The organism is Sphingobium sp. TomTYG65 (genome assembly GCF_055395525.1).
In genome coordinates this window covers 2,521,366-2,540,323 of the sequence record NZ_AP027330.1, presented here as the reverse complement: position 1 = coordinate 2,540,323, position 18,958 = coordinate 2,521,366, and the positions used below count along the sequence as shown (strand labels likewise).

Annotated in this window: 20 protein-coding genes; 11 read left to right on the top strand and 9 right to left on the bottom strand. The window is 63.7% G+C overall.

Annotated features, from left to right (window positions below):
• Positions 1–14: 14 nt before the first annotated feature.
• A complete protein-coding gene (locus ACZ5Y5_RS12565; RefSeq protein ID WP_464808946.1) occupies positions 15–1,097 on the top strand; it encodes an alkene reductase in 1,083 nt (360 codons plus the stop codon).
• A gap of 95 nt (positions 1,098–1,192) precedes the next feature.
• On the opposite strand, the gene ribH is transcribed toward ACZ5Y5_RS12565, so the two are convergent.
• The 6 genes from ribH to ACZ5Y5_RS12535 all read right to left on the bottom strand — a co-directional run bounded on the left by ribH (position 1,193) and on the right by ACZ5Y5_RS12535 (position 5,928).
• Entirely contained in the window at positions 1,193–1,615 is a 423-nt protein-coding gene (ribH, locus tag ACZ5Y5_RS12560; protein ID WP_464808945.1) for a 6,7-dimethyl-8-ribityllumazine synthase, read from the bottom strand.
• Between the two features lie 14 nt (positions 1,616–1,629).
• A complete protein-coding gene (gene ribB, locus ACZ5Y5_RS12555) occupies positions 1,630–2,913 on the bottom strand; it encodes a 3,4-dihydroxy-2-butanone-4-phosphate synthase (RefSeq protein WP_464808944.1) in 1,284 nt (427 codons plus the stop codon).
• A 74-nt stretch (positions 2,914–2,987) separates the two neighbouring features.
• Positions 2,988–3,599: a riboflavin synthase gene (locus tag ACZ5Y5_RS12550; RefSeq protein WP_464810543.1), complete on the bottom strand. Its 612-nt coding sequence runs from the start codon at positions 3,597–3,599 to the stop codon at positions 2,988–2,990.
• Positions 3,600–3,719: 120 nt separating this feature from the next.
• A complete protein-coding gene (gene ribD / locus ACZ5Y5_RS12545; protein WP_464808943.1) occupies positions 3,720–4,703 on the bottom strand; it encodes a bifunctional diaminohydroxyphosphoribosylaminopyrimidine deaminase/5-amino-6-(5-phosphoribosylamino)uracil reductase RibD in 984 nt (327 codons plus the stop codon).
• Between the two features lie 11 nt (positions 4,704–4,714).
• Positions 4,715–5,170 carry a hypothetical protein gene (locus ACZ5Y5_RS12540; protein ID WP_464810542.1) on the bottom strand — a complete coding sequence of 152 codons (456 nt, stop codon included), beginning with the start codon at positions 5,168–5,170 and terminating at the stop codon, positions 4,715–4,717.
• 65 nt (positions 5,171–5,235) lie between these two features.
• Entirely contained in the window at positions 5,236–5,928 is a 693-nt protein-coding gene (locus ACZ5Y5_RS12535; protein WP_464808942.1) for an energy transducer TonB, read from the bottom strand.
• 140 nt (positions 5,929–6,068) lie between these two features.
• Here ACZ5Y5_RS12535 and ACZ5Y5_RS12530 point away from each other — a divergent pair, with 140 nt between their 5' ends.
• From ACZ5Y5_RS12530 to ACZ5Y5_RS12510, 5 genes are all read left to right on the top strand, one after another.
• Positions 6,069–6,734, top strand: a complete 666-nt coding sequence (locus ACZ5Y5_RS12530; protein ID WP_464808941.1) for a COQ9 family protein — start codon at positions 6,069–6,071, stop codon at positions 6,732–6,734.
• A gap of 88 nt (positions 6,735–6,822) precedes the next feature.
• Positions 6,823–7,080, top strand: a complete 258-nt coding sequence (locus ACZ5Y5_RS12525) for a FeoA family protein (RefSeq protein ID WP_464810541.1) — start codon at positions 6,823–6,825, stop codon at positions 7,078–7,080.
• A complete protein-coding gene (gene feoB / locus ACZ5Y5_RS12520) occupies positions 7,077–8,939 on the top strand; it encodes a ferrous iron transporter B (protein ID WP_464808940.1) in 1,863 nt (620 codons plus the stop codon). The genes ACZ5Y5_RS12525 and feoB overlap by 4 nt, the downstream gene beginning before the upstream one ends.
• A gap of 50 nt (positions 8,940–8,989) precedes the next feature.
• Entirely contained in the window at positions 8,990–9,556 is a 567-nt protein-coding gene (gene ssb / locus ACZ5Y5_RS12515; protein ID WP_464808939.1) for a single-stranded DNA-binding protein, read from the top strand.
• 588 nt (positions 9,557–10,144) lie between these two features.
• Positions 10,145–11,410, top strand: a complete 1,266-nt coding sequence (locus ACZ5Y5_RS12510; protein ID WP_464808938.1) for a glycoside hydrolase family 1 protein — start codon at positions 10,145–10,147, stop codon at positions 11,408–11,410.
• 270 nt (positions 11,411–11,680) lie between these two features.
• Here the strand turns inward: ACZ5Y5_RS12510 and ACZ5Y5_RS12505 are convergent, their stop codons facing one another.
• The 3 genes from ACZ5Y5_RS12505 to ACZ5Y5_RS12495 all read right to left on the bottom strand — a co-directional run bounded on the left by ACZ5Y5_RS12505 (position 11,681) and on the right by ACZ5Y5_RS12495 (position 13,464).
• On the bottom strand, positions 11,681–12,580 hold the full coding sequence (locus ACZ5Y5_RS12505; protein WP_464808937.1) for a UTP--glucose-1-phosphate uridylyltransferase: 900 nt from the start codon (positions 12,578–12,580) through the stop codon (positions 11,681–11,683).
• Positions 12,581–12,666: 86 nt separating this feature from the next.
• On the bottom strand, positions 12,667–13,095 hold the full coding sequence (locus ACZ5Y5_RS12500) for a hypothetical protein (RefSeq protein WP_464810540.1): 429 nt from the start codon (positions 13,093–13,095) through the stop codon (positions 12,667–12,669).
• A 195-nt stretch (positions 13,096–13,290) separates the two neighbouring features.
• On the bottom strand, positions 13,291–13,464 hold the full coding sequence (locus tag ACZ5Y5_RS12495) for a DUF1674 domain-containing protein (RefSeq protein WP_013847977.1): 174 nt from the start codon (positions 13,462–13,464) through the stop codon (positions 13,291–13,293).
• Between the two features lie 88 nt (positions 13,465–13,552).
• Here ACZ5Y5_RS12495 and htpX point away from each other — a divergent pair, with 88 nt between their 5' ends.
• From htpX to ACZ5Y5_RS12470, 5 genes are all read left to right on the top strand, one after another.
• Positions 13,553–14,485 (top strand): zinc metalloprotease HtpX, encoded by a 933-nt coding sequence (htpX, locus tag ACZ5Y5_RS12490; RefSeq protein WP_464808936.1) that lies wholly within the window; start codon positions 13,553–13,555, stop codon positions 14,483–14,485.
• Positions 14,486–14,628: 143 nt separating this feature from the next.
• On the top strand, positions 14,629–15,915 hold the full coding sequence (locus ACZ5Y5_RS12485) for an RsmB/NOP family class I SAM-dependent RNA methyltransferase (protein ID WP_464808935.1): 1,287 nt from the start codon (positions 14,629–14,631) through the stop codon (positions 15,913–15,915).
• Positions 15,916–15,949: 34 nt separating this feature from the next.
• Entirely contained in the window at positions 15,950–16,435 is a 486-nt protein-coding gene (locus ACZ5Y5_RS12480; protein WP_464808934.1) for a diguanylate cyclase, read from the top strand.
• A gap of 90 nt (positions 16,436–16,525) precedes the next feature.
• A complete protein-coding gene (gene rpe, locus ACZ5Y5_RS12475; RefSeq protein WP_464808933.1) occupies positions 16,526–17,188 on the top strand; it encodes a ribulose-phosphate 3-epimerase in 663 nt (220 codons plus the stop codon).
• Positions 17,185–18,954, top strand: coding sequence for a heparinase II/III family protein (locus ACZ5Y5_RS12470; RefSeq protein WP_464808932.1), 1,770 nt, complete (start codon positions 17,185–17,187; stop codon positions 18,952–18,954). The genes rpe and ACZ5Y5_RS12470 overlap by 4 nt, the downstream gene beginning before the upstream one ends.
• Positions 18,955–18,958 lie beyond the last annotated feature (4 nt).

Here is an 18,958-nt window from a genome sequence, read left to right as displayed (position 1 = left end):
GATTAGGGGAAGTTATGACCAGCCTGTTCGATCCCGTGAAGCTAGGGGCTGTTACCGCGCGCAACCGCATCCTCATGGCGCCACTGACCCGCGCCCGCGCCACCCGCAACCATGTGCCCACGCCCATCATGGCGGATTATTACCGGCAACGCGCCTCGGCCGGACTCATCATCAGCGAAGGCATCGGCGTGTCGCAGCAGGGGCTTGGTTGGCCCTATGCAGCGGGTATCTGGTCGGCGGAGCAGGTCGCGGCGTGGAAGCCGGTGACGCAAGCCGTGCATGATGCAGGCGGCCGCATCTTTGCACAACTCTGGCACATGGGCAGGTTGGTGCATTCGAGCGTCACGGGTGAGCAGCCGGTCTCGTCCAGCCCGATCACCGCGCCGGGTCACGCGCATAGCTATGAGGGCAACAAGCCCTACGAGCAGCCGCGCGCGCTGACTGCAGAGGAAATCCCGGCGCTGATCGCGACCTATGTCACGGCGGCACTCAACGCCCGCGAAGCAGGATTTGACGGCGTGCAGATTCACGCGGCGAACGGCTATCTGATCGACGAGTTTCTGCGCAACGGGGTCAATCAGCGGCAGGACGCTTATGGCGGCAGCCCGGAAAACCGCGCGCGCTTGCTGCGCGAGATTACGCAGGCGGTTGCGGACGCAATCGGCGCGGATCGCACGGCGGTTCGGCTGTCGCTGAACGGCCCGTCACAGGGAACCGACGACAGCGATCCCGCAAGCCTGTCCCCCGCTGTCGCGCAGGCGCTGGAGCCGATCGGCCTCGCATTCGTGGAAATGCGCGAGCTGCGGCCGGACGGTACGCGGGGCGCGAGCGACGTGCCGCGCCAGTCGCCGATCGTGCGCCGGTATTTCAGCGGCCCCTTGGTGCTGAACAGTGATTATGATGTGGCACGCGCGCAGGAAGATCTGGCCAGCGGATTGGCGCAGGCGATCAGCTTCGGGCGGCCCTTTATCTCCAACCCCGACTTGCCCGACCGCCTATCGGTGGGCGCACCGCTCAATGCGTTGAGCGAGGGTACGCTCTATACGCAGGGCGCGGAGGGCTATGTGGATTATCCGGTACTCGCCAAGGCTGGATAGTCGAGGCCGTGCTGGCACGTGTCTCGACTTCGCTCGACACGAACGAATGTAGTTGAGGAGGGCTGCCTGTTTGGGCAGCCCTTTTCTTCAAAGCCTCAGGCGCTGAACTTTTCGCGCAGCGCCAGCATGGCGATGGCGGCCTTTGCAGCCTCACCGCCCTTGTCCTTTTCGGTCGGGCGGGCGCGGGTCAGCGCCTGCGCCTCATTTTCGACGGTCAATATGCCGTTGCCGATCGGGATGCCATCCATGCTGAGCGCCATCAGGCCGCGCGCGCTTTCGTTTGAGACCACTTCGAAATGATAGGTCTCGCCCCGGATCACCACGCCAATGGCGACGAAGCCGTCATAGCGGCCAGTCTCCGCAGCCAGAGCCACCGCGCCCGGAATTTCGAGCGCACCCGGCACAGTCACGACTTCATATTTATGCCCTTCCGCGTCGAGCGCAGCGGCCGCGCCTTCGATCAGAAGGTCGTTGAGATGGTCGTAGAAGCGGGCTTCGACGATCAGGAATTTGGCCACGGCTGATGTCCTTCTTATAGCTCGACGGACCGCTGCCCAACCACGGCGAGGTCGTAGCCGTCAAGCGCGATCAGGCTGTGATGCGTGTTGCTGAGCAGGATCATGTCGTGGACGCCGAGTTCGGCGAGGATCTGCGCGCCGACGCCATAGTCGCGAAGCTCATCCATGCCGCTGCCGGGCTGCCCCGCATGATGGCGCAGGATGCGGCTGACAAAGTCCACCGGCGAGGTGCCGGTCAGCACGACGATGATGCCCGCACCTTCCTGCGCAATGATTTCCATCGACTTGGCGAGCAACCCACGACGAGGTCCGGTGGCACCATAGACGTCGTCCAGAAGGGAAAGCTGATGCACCCGAACAAGGGTGGGCTCATCGGGAGAGACATGGCCCTTTTGCAGCACCAGTTGCTCGCTGTTCGTCGCCTTGTTGTAGAAGCTGATCGCCTTCCAATCGCCGCCCCATTCGCTCTTGAACGTGGTTTCGGCCCGGCGTTCCACCATATGATCGTGGCGGCGGCGATAAGCGATGAGATCGCGGATCGTGCCGATCTTCATCTTGTGCTTCTGCGCGAAGGGGATAAGGTCGTCGAGGCGCGCCATCGTGCCGTCGTCCTTCATCACTTCGCAGATCACGCCGGACGGATTGAGCCCGGCGAGACGCGCTACATCGACAGCCGCTTCGGTATGGCCGGTGCGGACCAGCACACCGCCATCCTTGGCGACCAGCGGGAAGACGTGGCCGGGCGTGACGATATCGTCGCGGCCCTTCGATCCGTCGATCGCGACCGAAATGGTGCGGGCGCGGTCAGCGGCGCTGATGCCGGTTGTGACGCCCTCCCGCGCTTCTATCGAGACGGTGAAGGCGGTTTCGTGCCGCGTGCCATTGTTGCGGCTCATGAGGTCAAGCCCGAGTTCCTCAACCCGGCTCTTGGTCATCGCCAGGCAGATGAGGCCGCGGCCATGGGTCGCCATGAAGTTGATCGCGTCGGGCGTCGCCATCTGCGCAGGAATGACGAGGTCACCTTCATTCTCGCGGTCCTCGTCATCGACCAGAATGAACATGCGGCCGTTGCGAGCTTCGTTGATGATCTCTTCCGGGCTGGCGAGTGCAGTGCCACCTTCGCGGCGGAGGAGATAGCTTTCAAGCTTGCCCAGCGTGTCGGCGGTTGGATTCCAGTCGGGTTCGCCCAGCTTGCGCAGGCTGTTGGCGTGCAGACCGGCGGCGCGCGCCAGGCCGGAGCGGGACATGCCGCCTTCATTCACCAAGGTGCGGACGGTATCGATAAGCGCAGATGACATGACGCGACTCTCCTCTGGCCCGATGGCCTTGTGAGGAAGATATCACATCATAATGTGATTTTTTCAAGCAGGAATCACACTGCTCCACGCAGGCTCTGCATCCGGTCGAGATAGCGAGCCAGCACGTCGATCTCCAGATTGAAGGTCCGGCCTGCCGGCAACTGGTCAAGCGTGGTGGCTGCGGCAGTGTGCGGAATGATGTTGAGACCGAAATGCACCGAGCCGTCCGGGTGGTCCTCGACACTGTTGACGGTCAGGGAAATGCCGTCGAGCGTGATCGACCCCTTGGCCGCGAGCGCCGGAGCAAGCGCGGCGGGAGCGGCGATGACGAGGCGCGTTGAATCGCCTTCGGGAGTGGCGGAAACCAGGGAGCCGATCCCATCGACATGACCGGTGACGATATGACCGCCGAGTTCGTCGCCGACCTTGAGCGCGCGTTCAAGGTTCAGCCGCCCGCCCTGCACCCAAAGACCCGGCGCGGTGCGCGCGACCGTTTCGGCGGACAGATCGACCGCGAACCAGCCCTCGCCTTTTTCCACTACGGTGAGGCATGCGCCTGAGCAGGCGATCGAAGCGCCGATCGCGACGCTGTCCATGTCATAGGACGAATCGATGACGAGACGCAGGTCGCCGCGCTGCTCAGCGGAGCGGATGGTGCCGATGTCGGTGATGATGCCGGTGAACATGGGTGACTGGTCCATTTTCCCGTTCGGGCTTAGCCTGTCGAAGCCGCCTTCTTCCATGGAAGATGAAGGACTGCCCTTCGACAAGCTCAGGGCGAACGGATGTTTGCGTTTTCCTGCGCTCTAAGCGCTGCGCTGCCTTTCGTAAACCTCCAGCCGGTCCTCTCCCAGCCGGCGCTCGTCCGCGATCCGCCAGCGGCCATGCGTCTGGGCCAGATCGGAAAGGCCAATGTCGCCGATAGCGGGAAGGCCCGAGCCGATCAGGATAGGCGCGCGATACAGTAACAGCCGATCGACGAGATCGGGCTGGAGGAAGGCTGCTGCTGCAGCGGCTCCGCCTTCGATCAGCAGATGATCGACTTGAGCGAGCGTAGCGATGTCCTCGGGCTGGGCGATCGCTTCCCATCCCTTGGGGGCGGCACTGCGGCTCAGCAGCAGTCGGCGGGGCGAGCGGTTCTCCAGCCCCTTGAGCCGCACGTCCAGGCGGGGCTTGTCGGCGCGAAGCGTACCGCCGCCGACCAATATCGCATCATGCCGCGCACGTTCGAGATGGGCGTGGGCGCGCGCTGCTTCGCCGGTGATCCAGCGGCTCGATCCATCCTTGAGCGCGATGCGGCCGTCGAGCGACAGGCCGAGCTTCAAAGTGACGGCCGGGCGGCCCAACGTCTGTCGCAGCACGAAGCCGCGCATGGCCGACGCCGCTTCCTGCGCCATCAGCCCCATTTCGGCCTGGATGCCCCGTGCGCGCAAATGCTCCGCGCCCTGTCCATCGGTACGGGGGTCGGGATCGCGCAGCGCGATCACGACGCGCTTCACCCCTGCGCGCGCCATCAGATCGGCACAGCGGGGGCCGCGCGCGGAAAGATGGAAACAGGGCTCCAGCGTCACATAGGCGGTCGCGCCGCGTGCCTGGTCCAGCGCCTGATCCAGCGCCTGAGCCTCCGCATGAGGACGGCCGCCCTTCTGCGTCCAGCCGCGACCGACGATCACGCCATCGCGGACGATGAGGCAGCCGACATTGGGATTGGGGGTGGAAAGTCCGCGACCACGTTCAGACAGGGCGATGGCCGCTGCCATGAAACGGCGGTCGTCGGCGGGATTGGCCATGGCGGACGCGATCAAGGCTGGCGCGTTTGGGGCGCGGCCTTTTCCGCCGCCTCCGCCTTGGCCAGTCGCGAGTCGAGCTGTGCGTTTATTTCCTTCAGCGCTTCCTTGCGGCGCGCGCTGTTGCGCGCTTCCTCGGTACGCCAGTCAATGCCGAAGGCGTCGGCCCAGCCCTGCATCTGCTTCTGCCGCTTTTGCAGCGCCGCCTCGCTCTTCGCCAGGTCGATCTTCTGCTGCAGGATGATCGCGGCGTCCGAGCGATTGGCGTCCCAGCTCTGGATATAGATGATCTTGTTCCGGGTCGGCATGGTGTTGGTGTTCGCATCGACCACGAAGACCCAGACGATCACATAGGTGATGGCAACCGATAGCCCGAGGAGCGGCCATTTGTGCGGCCGATTCTCGCGAAAATAGCTCCACAGGTCGCTAAGCGCGCTCTTGGGAGAAACCGGACGGGGGAAGATCGCCATCGCGGATATATAGGGGATGGCGCGGCCGGATGCAAAGCCGCCCCTTGCACCCGGCGCAAGCACGCTCACCTGTCGGTCAGCTTGAAGTGGACGGTCAGCACTTTGCTGCTGGCGATCGGAACGCCGTCGCGAGTCGCCGGACGAAACCGCCATTTGCGCAAGGCGTGGCGCTGAGTGGCGAGCCAGAAGGCTTCGTCGGTCGCGGAAACACGCTCTATGTCCGTCACTCGCCCGTCAGCGCCGATGGTCACGCGGACCGTGACGGTTCCTTCCACTCCCTGGCGGATCATCGATCCGGGATAGTCGGGCTGGAAGGCGGGGAGCGCCCTGGGATCGATTTTCGATTCGACCAGCACCGGCTCATGCGGAGGATCGATCGGCGGCAGGATGATCTCGCCTCCTCCAGTCCCCTCCCCGGCATCCCCGCCGGTGAACAGTTCGTTTGCGCCACTTTCGGGCAATTTCACCAACTCATTAGGCTTGCCCGGGAGTGGGTCGGTCTTGAGGCGCGCCGGCAGCTTGCTTTCGGGCTGCTGTGGCTGTGGTTCGGGTGGAGGCGGCGGATCGAGCGGGATCTGGTTGCCGATGAATATCTGCGGCACATAAGGCGCGATGACCTCCTTGGGCATCAGAATGAACGCCCCGGCCACCAACGCGTGAACCGCTATGGTTGCGCCGATCCCAACGGGTGATCCACCGCTCCCACTATAGCCTGACTGCCGCTGCCCACCGATTGCGCGCATCGCCATTAACGCCATCGCATCCTCCATCCTCTGCGCGATCTTATCGTCATCGCAAAGATGATGTTACATCATATCTCATGATATGTTGCAACATCATCTTTCGGCTGTTCAGCGCAACGCTTGTGCGGGGGGCTGGTCGACCTTAACATGAAGCCATGAGCCAGTTGCCCGAAGATCCGACCTTGGACGAAGTGCGCGCCCATCTGGCGCCGATCCTGCCACGCCATGCCGCTTTTGACGGCTGGCGAGCGGAGGCAGTGGCAATGGCGGCGGCGGAAGGGCGCGTGGATGTAGAGATTGCGCAGCTCGCCTTCTCCGCAGGCGCGATGGACATGATCGACGCATGGTTCGCCAGCGTCGACGCGCGCATGGTCGAGGCCCTGCCTCCTGAAAAGATCGGCACCATGTCGATTCGCCAGCGCATTACCGCGCTGGTTACCGCGCGGCTGAATCTGCTGGCGCGGGATCGTGAAGCGTTGCGACGCGCGCTGGCCGTCATGGCCATGCCGCAGAACAGTGCGCGCGCAGCGAAGCTCGGCTGGCGGGCGGCGGATGTAATGTGGCGCACGGCTGGGGACAGCGCGACAGACTTCAACCACTATAGCAAACGCCTGACGCTGGCAGCAGTCTATGCCGCAACGCTGCTGGTCTTCGTGGATGACGAGAGCGAGGATTGGGCGGACAGCCGTGCCTTCCTGGACCGGCGGATCGAAGGGGTGATGCGGTTCGAGCGCGCCAAAGCCAAGTGGAAGGGCATCGGCGGTGGCGAACGGCTGAGCCTTTCCCGCTTTATCGGAAGGCTGCGCTACCCGGCGGTATGATCTGCCGGGGCCACGCAGCGATTCAGACTGGCCTTTTCCTATCTATATTGATAGTCACTCGCAGCACATGTCTGCGAGTTTTCCTTCCTTGCGCCTGACCGACCTGCCGCTGCGCCAGCCCGCCTATGTGGACCTGATCGACTGGAGCGCCCTGTCCGCTTCGGACGGTCAACGCCTGCGCGAATTCGGCTTGTGCGAAGGGGCGAGCGTCGAGGCGCTGCACCATGGCGGGTTGCTGGGACGGGGACCGATCGCCTGCAAGGTCGGCCGCATGACCATCGCGATGCGGCGCAACCATGCCGCGGCGATCAGCGTGCGGACGGGCCCGCGAGACGACGAGGAATGAGCACGCTGCCCCTGGTCGCCCTCGTCGGCAATCCCAATGCGGGCAAGAGCGCACTGTTCAACGCGCTGACCGGCGCGCGGCAGAAGCTGGGCAACTATCCCGGCGTCACCGTGGAGCGCAAGGCGGGCCGCCTGTCGCTGTCGGATGGCCGACCGGTCGAACTGGTCGACCTGCCCGGCACTTACAGCCTCAATCCCACCAGCCCCGACGAGCAGGTGACGCGCGACGTCGTCCTGGGCAAGCAGCAGGGCGAGCGTTTGCCCGATGCGCTGGTCGTGGTGGTCGATGCCTCCAACCTCGACAATCATCTGCGGTTCGCGCTCGAACTGCTGTCGCTCGGTCTGCCCACGGTCATCGCACTTAACATGGTGGACCTCGCCACCCGCGACGGGCTGGAACTGGATGCGGCTGTCCTTTCGCGTGAACTGGGCGTGCCGGTTATTCCGACCGTCGCCGTGCGCAAGCGTGGGCTCGACCATCTGCGCACCGAACTCGACACGCTGTTCGACGGCAGCCCCCATCTGGTGCGCGCCTCCAGCGGCCCGCGCGATTTCGACGCGCTGCGCAGCGAAGCGCGGCGGATCGCTGGCACGGCAGTGGTCAGCGAAACTCCGTCGCGCCGCCTGACTGCGGCGGTCGATCGGATAGCTTTGCATCCCGTTGCGGGCCTCGTCCTGCTGCTGGGACTGCTCTTCATCATGTTTCAGGCGGTCTATGCCTGGTCTGAAGCGCCAATCGCGATGATCGAGGGGCTCGCGGAAGCCGCAAGCAACACCGTCAGCGACGCATTGCCTGACGGGCTCTTGCGATCGTTCCTGGTGGACGGCGTCATCAACGGCGTGGGTTCGGTGGTCGTGTTCCTGCCGCAGATCCTGATCCTGTTCTTCTTCATCCTGATGCTGGAAGCGACCGGCTATATGGTCCGCGCTGCCTTCCTGATGGACGGACTGATGGCGCGGGTCGGGCTGTCGGGACGGGCCTTCATCCCGCTCCTTTCCTCCTTCGCCTGCGCGGTGCCGGGCATCATGGCGACCCGCACCATTTCAGACCCAAAGGACCGGCTAACCACCATATTGATCGCGCCGCTTATGACCTGTTCGGCGCGGCTGCCGGTTTATGCGGTCATCATTGGAGCGTTCATTCCGGCGCGCAACGTTGGGCTGGGCATCGGATTGCAGGGGCTTGTCCTCTTCTGTCTCTATGTCGCCGGCATCATCGGCGCGATGCTGGTGGCGCTGGTGCTGCGGATGACCGTCACCAAGGGCGCAAGCGGCGGTTTCCTGATGGAGATGCCCAAATATCAGTGGCCGCGCCCGCAAGACGTGCTGCTGGGCCTTTGGCAGCGCGCGGTGATCTTCCTGAAGCGCGCGGGCACGATCATCTTCACATCCACGGTGATCCTCTGGGTGCTGCTGAGCTTTCCCAAGGCGCCAGAAAATAGCGGCGTGAGCCAAGTGAATTATTCGATCGCGGGACGCATCGCCAACGGCCTGAACGTCGTCCTGGAGCCGGTTGGCTTCAACCGCGACATATCACTGGCGCTTATTCCTGCCATGGCGGCGCGGGAGGTGGCGGTGTCGGCGCTCGCTACCGTCTATTCGCTCGACGCCGGCAATGACGAGGCGAAGCTGGAGCGGAGCCTGGGCGACCGGCTGAAGGACAATTGGCCGCTGCCGACCGCCCTCGCCTTCCTGGCCTGGTTCGTTTTCGCGCCACAGTGTATTTCGACGATCGCGGTGACCAAGCGGGAGACCAATGGCTGGAAATGGCCGCTGTTCATGGTCGGCTATCTGTTCGCGCTGGCCTATGCCGCCGCCGGGATCACCTACTGGACGGCAACCGCCATCGGTTTAGGGTAGCGTCGGCAGACCAGCCGACTATAAGAACCAGCCAAAGTATCGGAGGAAATATGGCGGGTTCGGTCAACAAGGTCATTCTGGTGGGCAATCTGGGCGCGGACCCGGAAGTCCGCAGCTTTCAGAATGGCGGCAAGGTGTGCAACATCCGCATCGCGACCTCTGAAACCTGGAAGGACCGCAATTCGGGCGAACGCAAGGAGCGCACCGAATGGCACAGCGTCGCGATCTTTTCCGAAGGTCTTGCCGGGGTAGCCGAGCGCTATCTGCGCAAGGGCAGCAAGGTCTATGTCGAGGGCAAGCTGCAGACCCGCAAGTGGCAGGATCAGTCTGGCAATGACCGCTACACGACCGAAGTCGTGCTGCAGGGGCCGAGCGCGGTGCTGACGATGCTGGACGGCGCAGGCGGCGGTGGCGGCCAAGGCGGCGGACGGTCGCAGGGCGGCGGCGATTGGGGTGGTAGCTCCGCTGGCGGCTTCGGCGGCGGCAGCGACTATGACGATTTCGGCGGTGGCGGCTTCAGCGGTGGCGGCAGCGGCGGCCGCTCGTCAGGCGGAGGCCGGGGTGGCGCTGGCGGCCCGAACTTCGACAATGATCTGGACGATGAAGTGCCGTTCTGATCGGGTTATCCTAGCAGAGTTTTATGAGGCGGCGCCGGGCAGGCGTCGCCTTTTTCATGGCGTGCCTCGGGCCAGGAATGGCGGTTTTCCGCCGAAGTTCACAGTGTATGCGCGCGCGTGCGCCGGCGCGCGTAGGCGTCGTGGGAAGCAGGTCGGACGTTTCAAAGACCGGTCTGCGATAGGTCGGCTGCAAGCATGTAGGACAGAGGAAAGTTGGGGTTGCAGCAGAAAATAGGATGCTTTTTACGTGAGCCGTGGCGGGGAGGTCACAGATGAGTGTTAGCGCCCGCTTGCAGCCACACTGGAAAGCTTTTGGTCTGTCACCCGACCCTGATCCGGGGCGCCGCTTTTCTTTTCGTCTGTGCTCAACGATCTGGCGGAACCCCGGCTCGGGTCCGGGGTGACGAAGGTGAGCATGACTTCAAACGACCAGTTTCTGCCTACGGTCCATGTGGCATCTCATCCTAAAAGCGGACGTTTCAACAGCAACGTGAGCGGCAGCATAAACGTACGGTTACGTTCTTTTACATTGTCATTCCCGCTGAAAACTCTAATGAGTGAATAGGCGAGAAGTAGGAGAGTTCGAGAATGTTGAGCCGACGCGACGCTGTTGGATTGCTTGGCGCATCCGCTATTGCCAGTGCAACACCGTCCCTTTCTCACTCTCGGTCGAACAGGAACCCGTTCCTTTGGGGAGCCGCTACCGCCGCCTATCAGGTCGAAGGTAATAACATCAACAGCGACATCTGGCTGCTTGAGGCGCTCCCGAACTCGCCTTTTGCGGAGCGCTCTGGCGATGCGTGTGATCATTATCACCGGTATGATCAAGATATCGCCCTTCTCGCCAAGCTTGGCTTGAACAGCTACCGCTTTGGCATCGAATGGGCTCGGGTCGAACCAGATGAAGGCATGTTTTCCAACGCGGCTCTTGAGCATTATGGACGCATGTTGGACAGCTGCCATCGTCATGGTGTGACGCCTGTGGTGACGCTCCACCATTTTAGCTCTCCCCGCTGGTTCGCAGCGAAAGGGGGGTTCGAAAATGGCGCCGCGCCGATGCTCTTTGCCCGATACGCCCGGCGTGTAGTTGAAGCGCTGGGAGATCGCATCGGTTGGCTTTGCACTATCAATGAGGCCAATCTTTCCTTTGGCCCCAATCCAAAGCTGCTGGCAGCGGCGGCAAAGGCCGCCGATACCTCGGCTTTTTCGACTTTTCTTTTTTCGAGCATCGGCAAGTCTAAGCCAATCGTGCGGGACTGCCACACTGCGGCACGCGCTGCTATTAAGGCTGTGCGGCCGACACTGCCTGTGGGATATACGCTTGCGATGGATGATGTCCAGGACGCGCAGGGCGTCGAAGGACGAGCAGCAAGGCTCCGCTCAGCAATGTATGATGTCTGGCTTGAGAGTGCCAAAGGCGACGATTTTATCGGAGTGCAAAACTACACGCGCATGGTGGTTGGAGATCGCGGTCCGATCCCGACGCCTGCGGAGGCTCCTAAAACACAGATAGGACAGGAATTCTATCCTGCTGCCCTTGGCGGAGCGGTCAGATACGCAGCTTTGACTGCGGGTGTTCCTGTCATGGTCACCGAGAGCGGCGTCGGCATCGAAGACGATGCGATGCGGGTCCGATACATCGATGAAGCACTCGCCAGCTTGGCGGCTGTGATGAGGGATGGTGTGGATGTGCGCGGCTACATCCATTGGTCTCTCCTCGATAATTTCGAGTGGCTTTTTGGATATCGACCAAAGTTTGGCCTTGTTGCGGTGGATCGAGATACCCAGAAACGAACCCCTAAGCCGAGCGCACGTCACCTCGGGAAATTAGCACAGAGGAAATTTCTTCCCTAACGATCACTTCTGGGTGCAGTGGTCAGTAAGCTGACGTTCCACATTCCACCCGTCCAAGACATTCCCCTCCCGCAGGCGCGATGGGGAATATCGGTATCGGCTAGCCACCCCCGTCATACCCGTCTGGTTCGTTCGGGGAGGTCGGTTCCGGGACGGAGATGCCAGCTTTCGCTGGCATGACGAAGGCGGCGATCGGCCATCGCAAGGTCATGGTCGGGGAATAAAAAAGCGGCCTGGGGATTACCTGGCCGCTTTCTTTGAAGGTGTAGATTACGCCGCAGCGGCGACGCGCGTGGCTTCCAGTTCAGCCAGGGCGAAGCGGCGGATATGGTCGCCCAAATCCTCACGCTCCAGCGCGAGGGCGAAGTTCGCTTCGATATAGCCGGCCTTCGACCCGCAGTCGAAGCGGCGGCCGTCGAAGGTGACGCCGTGGAAGGGCTGCTTACCGATCATCGACGCCATGGCGTCCGTCAGCTGGATCTCGCCGCCTGCGCCCTTTTCCTGCGTTTCGAGGATTTTCATGACCTCGGGCTGCAGGATATAGCGGCCGGGCAGGATGAGGTTGGAGGGCGCTGTGCCCGGAGCGGGCTTTTCAACGAGGCCCTTGACCTCGGTCAGCGCGCCGTCGCGCTTGCCGGGATCGATCACGCCGTAGCTGGGAGTTTCGGACATCGCCACTTCGAGCGCGCAGACCAGATTGCCGCCTACCTGATTATAGGCGTCCACCATCTGCTTAAGGCATCCCCGGCCAGGCGCGCCCTTCATGAATTCATCGGGCAGCAGGATGGCGAAGGGTTCGTCGCCCACGATTTCACGGGCGCACCATACGGCGTGACCAAGGCCCAGCGGCTCCTGCTGACGCAGGAAGACGGCGTTGCCGGGCGCCAATCTTGTGCCATCCAGGGCGGAGAGGTCCTTGCCGCGTTCGCGCTGCGTCGCTTCGGCCTCGAAAGCCATGTCGAAATAATCCTCGATCGCGCCCTTGCCGCGGCCGGTGATGAAGATCATCTGCTCGATGCCCGCCTCGCGCGCCTCATCGACGGCATATTGGATCAGCGGGCGATCGACGACCGGCAGCAATTCCTTGGGAACGGACTTGGTTGCGGGCAGAAAGCGCGTACCGAGACCTGCAACAGGGAAAACGGCTTTGCGTATCGGCTTGTAAGGCATGGGACTCCATTCTAGCTAGGCGCGCGGAAAGGCTTCGCGCTCCGCGCCCCAAAGGTCAAGCTTAGCGGGAGGATTACCTCGCCCGGTCAGACGGCGAGCAGGCGCTGCGCCACCGTTTCGAGCGAAGATATCTCCGCATCGAGGTGATCAAGCGAGACATGCGTATGATTGTTCCGCGCGTCGCGACAGGTGAAGCCGCCGGGCGCGGGCTGCTGAAAGCCGCCAATGATGAGCGATCGGAAGCGATCGATCCTCTGCATGTGTCGCTCGATATCCGAAATCTCCGTCAGCGCGCCGGCGTTGCGCTTGTCACGCATCGCCACCATCGTCCGAAGTTCCGTCATCAGTTTCGCCATGCCCGGGCGCGTCCGGGTGCCGACGGTTCGTACGTCACCCATGGCTTCCCGCATCATGGCGATCTTCGCCTCCAAACTCTGTTCCAGCATCGTCCAGGCACAGACCAGACGACCCACGGCACAGAGCAGCGCCGCATCCTCCGGCGCATAATCAGACACCGCCCTCACCTTTATCTCGGCTATATGATTCACGACCCACCCCGGCTTTGTTTTCGTCTTTTGCCCGGAGGAATCCTGCACGGAACAGGGAGGTAAAGGCTAGAGGCGGACGCCGCGCCGCTCGCAGCGGGGGCACAGGCCAGCGGAAGACGTGCAAAATCAGCGATGAACCGATCACCCTCCCGCCTGGCCCATTCAAAAATCGATAGCGATTCCCTTGCGTTCCCAGTCGCCGTAACGGACTGGGCTCAGTTCTTCATCGTGACGGGAAGGACTATCGATCGGGTCCGGTTGCGGCACCGGCGGGCTTTTGGAGAGATGCGCAGGCGGCTTCACATGCGCGGGGCGCTTGCCGTTGAATGTTCCCATCGTCGAAGCCTTTCAATTGCGATGCCGCGCAGGCCATCCCATATTCATGCGCGGCCCGCTATCTGGGCCGTGAAGGAGCGGAAGACAAGTGAGTGGCATGAGGACGGTGATGCTGCTGTCGGCGCTGACGGCGCTGTTCATGGCATTGGGCTATACGCTGGGCGGCAGCGGCGGCGCATTGATCGCGCTGCTGGTGGCGGCCGGGATGAACCTTTTCACCTTCTGGAACGCCGACAAGATCGTGCTGTCGATGCACCATGCGCGGGAAGTCGATGGCGAGAGCGCGCCCGAATTTTACGGCCTGGTTCGCGAACTTGCGCAGCGGGCGGGCCTTCCCATGCCGCGCGTCTATCTGATCGACGAGCCGCATCCCAACGCCTTTGCGACCGGCCGCGACCCCGAACATGCCGCCGTCGCCGCGACGACCGGCCTTTTGTCGATGCTGACACGCGATGAAATCGCAGGCGTCATGGCGCATGAGCTTGGCCATGTGAAAAATCGCGACACGCTGATCATGACCATGGTGGCGACGATCGCTGGCGCGATCTCGATGCTGGCCAATTTCGGCCTGTTCTTCCGGGGCGGTAATCAGGAAAATGGCCATGGCAATATGGCTGCGACATTGCTCGCAGTCATCGTCGCGCCCTTTGCTGCCATGATCGTGCAGATGGCGATCAGCCGCACGCGCGAATATGGCGCGGATGAAGCCGGGGCGCAGATCAGCGGCAATCCCCGTGCGCTCGCGTCGGCGCTGGCGAAGATTTCGGGCAAGGCGGAGATGATCCCCAACCCGGTCGCGGAGCGCAATCCGGCTGCGGCTCAGCTTTATATCGTGCCGGTGCATGTGAGCGAGCTTTTCTCCACCCACCCCGCGACCGAGAAGCGCATCGCTGCGCTGGAAGCGTTGGCGGGGGACATGGGGACGGCGGCTCCGCACGTTGCCCGGACCTCTGCGCTCAACCCTGCGGCCCCGCCGGTGCGCCGCAGGTCCAGCGCGCTCGATCCGTTGCGGCGGGACTAACGCACTCCGTGGTCCCGGCGAAAGCTGGGATCTGGAAGGGACCGACTGGCTGCAGGAGATCCCGCCTTCCGCTGGGGTGACGAATGTTGGCCGATGATGCGAACTGTCGTTACTTTTGCGCGCGATTGGCCTAGGCGCAGCTTATGCCGAAACCCTCGCGATCCGATGATATTCCTGGCCTTCCTGCGCGGCGGGCGGCGCTGCGCCTACTCGACGCCGTGTTGCGGCGCGGCGATCCGCTGGAGCTGGCGCTGCATGGGGCGGCGCAAGGGTTGGCTCCTGCAGACCGGGCGCTGGTTCACGCCATCGTCGCGGAAACACTGCGCCACCTGCCTGATCTGGATGCGCTGATCGACGGCGCGACGCGGCAGCCGCTTCCCCCGGATGCGAAGGCGCGGATGGTGCTGCGCATCGCACTGATCCAGGTGCTGGCGCTTGGCACGGCTCCGCATGCCGCCATTTCAACGGCGCTGCCGCTGGTCGATGGCGGACCGCGCAAGCTGGTCCACGGCGTCTTTGGAACGATCACGCGCGCTGCGCCCACTCTGGCTGAACCGCCTACTCTGCCCCCAGAGGTGGTCACGCGCTGGGCGGCAATGTGGGGCGAGGCCATGCCTGCGGCCGCCGCCCGCGCCTTCGCCATGCGACCGCCGGTCGATGTGAGCTTGCGTGATCCGACAGAGACAGCCGCATGGGCGGAGAAGCTTGGGGGGAAGAGCTTCGCACCGGGCCATGTGCGGCTGCCGAGCCATGCGTCTGTGACGGAACTGGCGGGCTTCGGCGAGGGCGCCTGGTGGGTGCAGGACCTTGCCGCATCCTGCCCGGCGCGGCTGCTGGGAGCGGGCGAGGGTCGCACTATATTCGACCTGTGCGCAGCGCCCGGTGGCAAGACGATGCAGCTGGCTGCAGCCGGATGGCAGGTGACGGCGGTCGATCAGTCGAAGAAACGGCTGGAGCGGCTTGGCGGCAATCTGACGCGCACCGGCCTTTCCGCGGCGATCGTACAAACCGACCTGCGGCAGTGGGAGCCCGCCGCGCCAGCCGACGCCATTCTGCTGGATGCGCCGTGTAGCGCCACCGGCATCTATCGCCGCCATCCCGATGTGCTGCATCGGATCGGGCCGCGCCAGATTAGCGAACTTGCCGAGTTGCAGGGTGAGCTTCTCAGACGCGCGGCACAATGGCTGAAGCCCGGCGGCTCGCTGGTCTATGCCACCTGTTCGCTTGAACAGGCAGAGGGGGAAGAACAGCTGCACGCCTTCCTGCAGGACCACCCTGACTTTACGCTGAAGCCCGCTCAGGACGCCGAATTGCCGCACGGCATTGTCCCCTGCGCGGAAGGATGGTTGCGCACATTGCCCGACACGCTCGCCGATGAAGGCGGCACTGACGGCTTTTTCATCGCGCGGCTTGTCCGCACACCCGGATAATCCTAAGCTCACGCCGTAGCCAGAAAGGTCCAGCGTGCGCCCGACCGAGCCCCTTCCCCTGCACCATAGCTGGCCGCTGAGCGATCTGCATCAGCATCTGGCGCCGGTGCCGCTCGACGACCGCGCGGCGCGGGATGACGAAGCGCTGGCGGAGCGCGGCCTTGGCCTGTGGCATTGCGACCTGAGCGACAATAGCCTGTCCTGGACCAGCGGCGTCTATGACCTGTTCGGGATCGAGCGGGACATGGAGGTGCCGCGCTCTCTGGCCGTCTCGCTCTATGCGCCGGATTCGCGGGAGGCGATGGAACGGCTGCGCGCCTATGCCATCCGGCATCGACGCGGCTTCACGCTGGACGTCGATATTCGGCCGCTTGATGGCGGCGACTGCACGATGCGCCTGATCGCCGCGCCGATCCTGAAGGGTGCGCAGGTAATTGCACTACATGGCGTGAAGCAGTTTCTGCCGCGCGGTTCCCTCGCGTCGCGCGGGTTGGACCCAACGCTTTTCACCCTGCCCTGAGGGTGCGGCGGCCTGCGCCGAAAATCCCTGTGGATAAGCTTGAAAAGGAGCGTTGCCCTGGGCCCTAGGCACGGCTAGAGCCGACTGTTGATGACCAGTCCGATCCTTATCTCGCCGTCCATCCTGTCCGCGGACTTCGCCCGTCTGGGCGAGGAGGTCCGCGCCATTGACGAGGCGGGATGCGACTGGATCCATATCGACGTTATGGACGGCCATTTCGTGCCCAACATCACGATCGGACCGGGCGTGGTTAAGGCGCTGCGCCCCCACAGCAAGAAGCCGTTCGACGTCCATCTGATGATCTCGCCGGTGGACCAGTATCTCGACGCGTTCGCACAGGCCGGCGCCGACATTCTGACGGTCCATCCGGAAGCGGGGCCGCATATCCACCGTTCGATCCAGCATATCAAGTCGTTGGGCGTGCAGGCAGGCGTCGTGCTGAACCCCGGCACGCCGGCCAAGATGCTCGATTATCTGATCGATGATGTCGATCTGATCCTGGTGATGAGCGTCAATCCCGGCTTCGGCGGCCAAAGCTTCATTGAAAACCAGCTGCGCAAGATCGAAGCCATCCGCAAGATGATCGACAAAAGCGGGCGGGACATCCGCCTGCAGGTCGATGGCGGCATCGACTTCACCACCGCGCCGCGCGCGATCGAGGCCGGGGCGGACGTGCTGGTAGCGGGCACGGCCACTTTCCGCGGCGGCCCGGCGGCCTATGCGGACAATATCCGGAAGCTCAAGGGCGGGTGAGCGACGCGAGGCGCATCCCCAGTCCTTCGACCGCCGATCAGGCCGGATCAGAGCCAGCCGACGACGGTATCGAACAGGGCAAGCGGCTCATCCGTGTCGCGGATGACAAGGGTCTGTCGCTCGCTCAACGGATCGCCAACCGTTTCTACCTGATGAGCTGGAAGACGCCGATCCACGGGCGGCGTCTCAAGGGAAAATATCCGCTCAAGCTGCTCGCCGTGCCGGATGACGAAATTCCCGGCGATCCGAAGGCGGGCCAAGCGATCCGCGCGGGCTATTTCCTATTTCGTGGCCTGAAGCAGCCGATCCACACGCTGGATTTCGAAAAGCTGGCGCTGATCCCCGCCTTTACCGATTATCTGCACAGCTTCGCCTGGCTGCGGGACCTGTCGTCGGCGGCGACACGCGAGCAGGCTGCGCCGGTCGCCGAAGCCGTGCTGCGCAAATGGCTGGATGTGCATGCCGATACGCCGAGCGAGCCAGCATGGCGTGCGGATAATGCAGGCTGGCGACTACTCTTCTGGTCGGCTCACGCACCGCTGATCCTGTCGTCGAGCGACCTTGTTTATCGCTCTTTGGTGCTCAACTGCATCGCGCGGACGGCACGGCATCTGGACCGGGGAGCGGACAAGGCTCCGCTGGGCCTGCCGCGCCTTGTAGCATGGGGCGGCATTGTGGCGGCGTCGATGCTGCTGCCCGGTGGCGCTGCCCGCAAGGTTTTTGGCGAAGCGGGTCTGAAGCGGGCGATCGAAAATGCGGTTCATGCCGATGGCGGCATCGTGTCGCGGTCACCGCTCGACCAGTTGGAAGCCATCATGCTGCTCGCCATGGTGCGCGCAGTCTATGACGTGCGCCGGGAGCAGGTGCCGCCTTTCATCACGGAAGCGCTCGGCCGAATGGTTCCGGCACTGCTCGGCCTTTGTCACGGCGATGGCGGCCTGGGCAACTGGCAGGGCGCAGGCGCCATTGATCCCGCAACCATCGAAGCCGTTGTCCGCGCCAGCCGGGTGCGTGCGCGGCCGCTTCGGCAGGCAAGCGATTGGGGATATCAACGGCTGGTAGCGGGTGCGACCATCGTCCAGATCGATGCCGCGCCGCCGCCGGTCGCCAGGCTGGCGGACGCGGGATGCGCCTCCACCACCGCGATCGAGATCAGCGACGGGCCGCAGCGGCTGGTCGTCAATTGCGGCGGTGCAGCGCTAAGCGGCGCGTGGATGCCCGATGGACTGGCGCAGGCGCTGCGCACGACTGCAGCGCACAGCACGGTTGTGCTCGACGACAGCAATTCGACCGCACTGTTGCCTGACGGCACGCTGGGCCGCGGCGTGACCGAGGTGGAACTGCATCGGCAGGAGCAGGAAAACGGCAGCCGCATCGAGATCAGTCATGACGGCTATGTCCGGCGGCTGGGCTATGTGCATCGCCGGTTGCTGCTGGTCAGCATCGACGGCAAGGAAATCCGCGGTGAGGATATGCTGACTCCTGCCGCCCGTCGCCGCAGGCCGGTGAAGCTGCCTGCGCAACTCCGCTTCCATCTGGCTCCGGGCGTCGAGCCGACCGCGACCGCCGACGGCATGGGGGCGCTGCTACGGATCGAACTGGGCGCGATATGGCAGTTCCGCGCCAATGCGGGCAAGCTGGCGATCGAGGAAAGCCTGTGGGTGGATGGTCAGGGCCGTCCCCACGAAAGCCGCCAGCTCGTCATCACGGCCGAAGCTCTGCCTGGCGGATCGACCATCGGATGGCTTTTCAAGCGGATGGGCTGACGAG

Bases quoted from the DNA above. Each gene is read 5' to 3' on its own strand.
- ACZ5Y5_RS12565 (WP_464808946.1), top strand. From the start codon at position 15: ATGACCAGCCTGTTCGATCCCGTGAAGCTAGGGGCTGTTACCGCGCGC.
- ribB (WP_464808944.1), bottom strand. From the start codon at position 2,913: ATGTCATCTGCGCTTATCGATACCGTCCGCACCTTGGTGAATGAAGGC.
- ACZ5Y5_RS12550 (WP_464810543.1), bottom strand. From the start codon at position 3,599: ATGTTCACCGGCATCATCACCGACATCGGCACCATCCGCTCCGCTGAG.
- ribD (WP_464808943.1), bottom strand. From the start codon at position 4,703: ATGGCCAATCCCGCCGACGACCGCCGTTTCATGGCAGCGGCCATCGCC.
- ACZ5Y5_RS12540 (WP_464810542.1), bottom strand. From the start codon at position 5,170: ATGGCGATCTTCCCCCGTCCGGTTTCTCCCAAGAGCGCGCTTAGCGAC.
- ACZ5Y5_RS12535 (WP_464808942.1), bottom strand. From the start codon at position 5,928: ATGGCGTTAATGGCGATGCGCGCAATCGGTGGGCAGCGGCAGTCAGGC.
- ACZ5Y5_RS12530 (WP_464808941.1), top strand. From the start codon at position 6,069: ATGAGCCAGTTGCCCGAAGATCCGACCTTGGACGAAGTGCGCGCCCAT.
- feoB (WP_464808940.1), top strand. From the start codon at position 7,077: ATGAGCACGCTGCCCCTGGTCGCCCTCGTCGGCAATCCCAATGCGGGC.
- ssb (WP_464808939.1), top strand. From the start codon at position 8,990: ATGGCGGGTTCGGTCAACAAGGTCATTCTGGTGGGCAATCTGGGCGCG.
- ACZ5Y5_RS12510 (WP_464808938.1), top strand. From the start codon at position 10,145: ATGTTGAGCCGACGCGACGCTGTTGGATTGCTTGGCGCATCCGCTATT.
- ACZ5Y5_RS12505 (WP_464808937.1), bottom strand. From the start codon at position 12,580: ATGCCTTACAAGCCGATACGCAAAGCCGTTTTCCCTGTTGCAGGTCTC.
- ACZ5Y5_RS12495 (WP_013847977.1), bottom strand. From the start codon at position 13,464: ATGGGAACATTCAACGGCAAGCGCCCCGCGCATGTGAAGCCGCCTGCG.
- ACZ5Y5_RS12485 (WP_464808935.1), top strand. From the start codon at position 14,629: ATGCCGAAACCCTCGCGATCCGATGATATTCCTGGCCTTCCTGCGCGG.
- rpe (WP_464808933.1), top strand. From the start codon at position 16,526: ATGACCAGTCCGATCCTTATCTCGCCGTCCATCCTGTCCGCGGACTTC.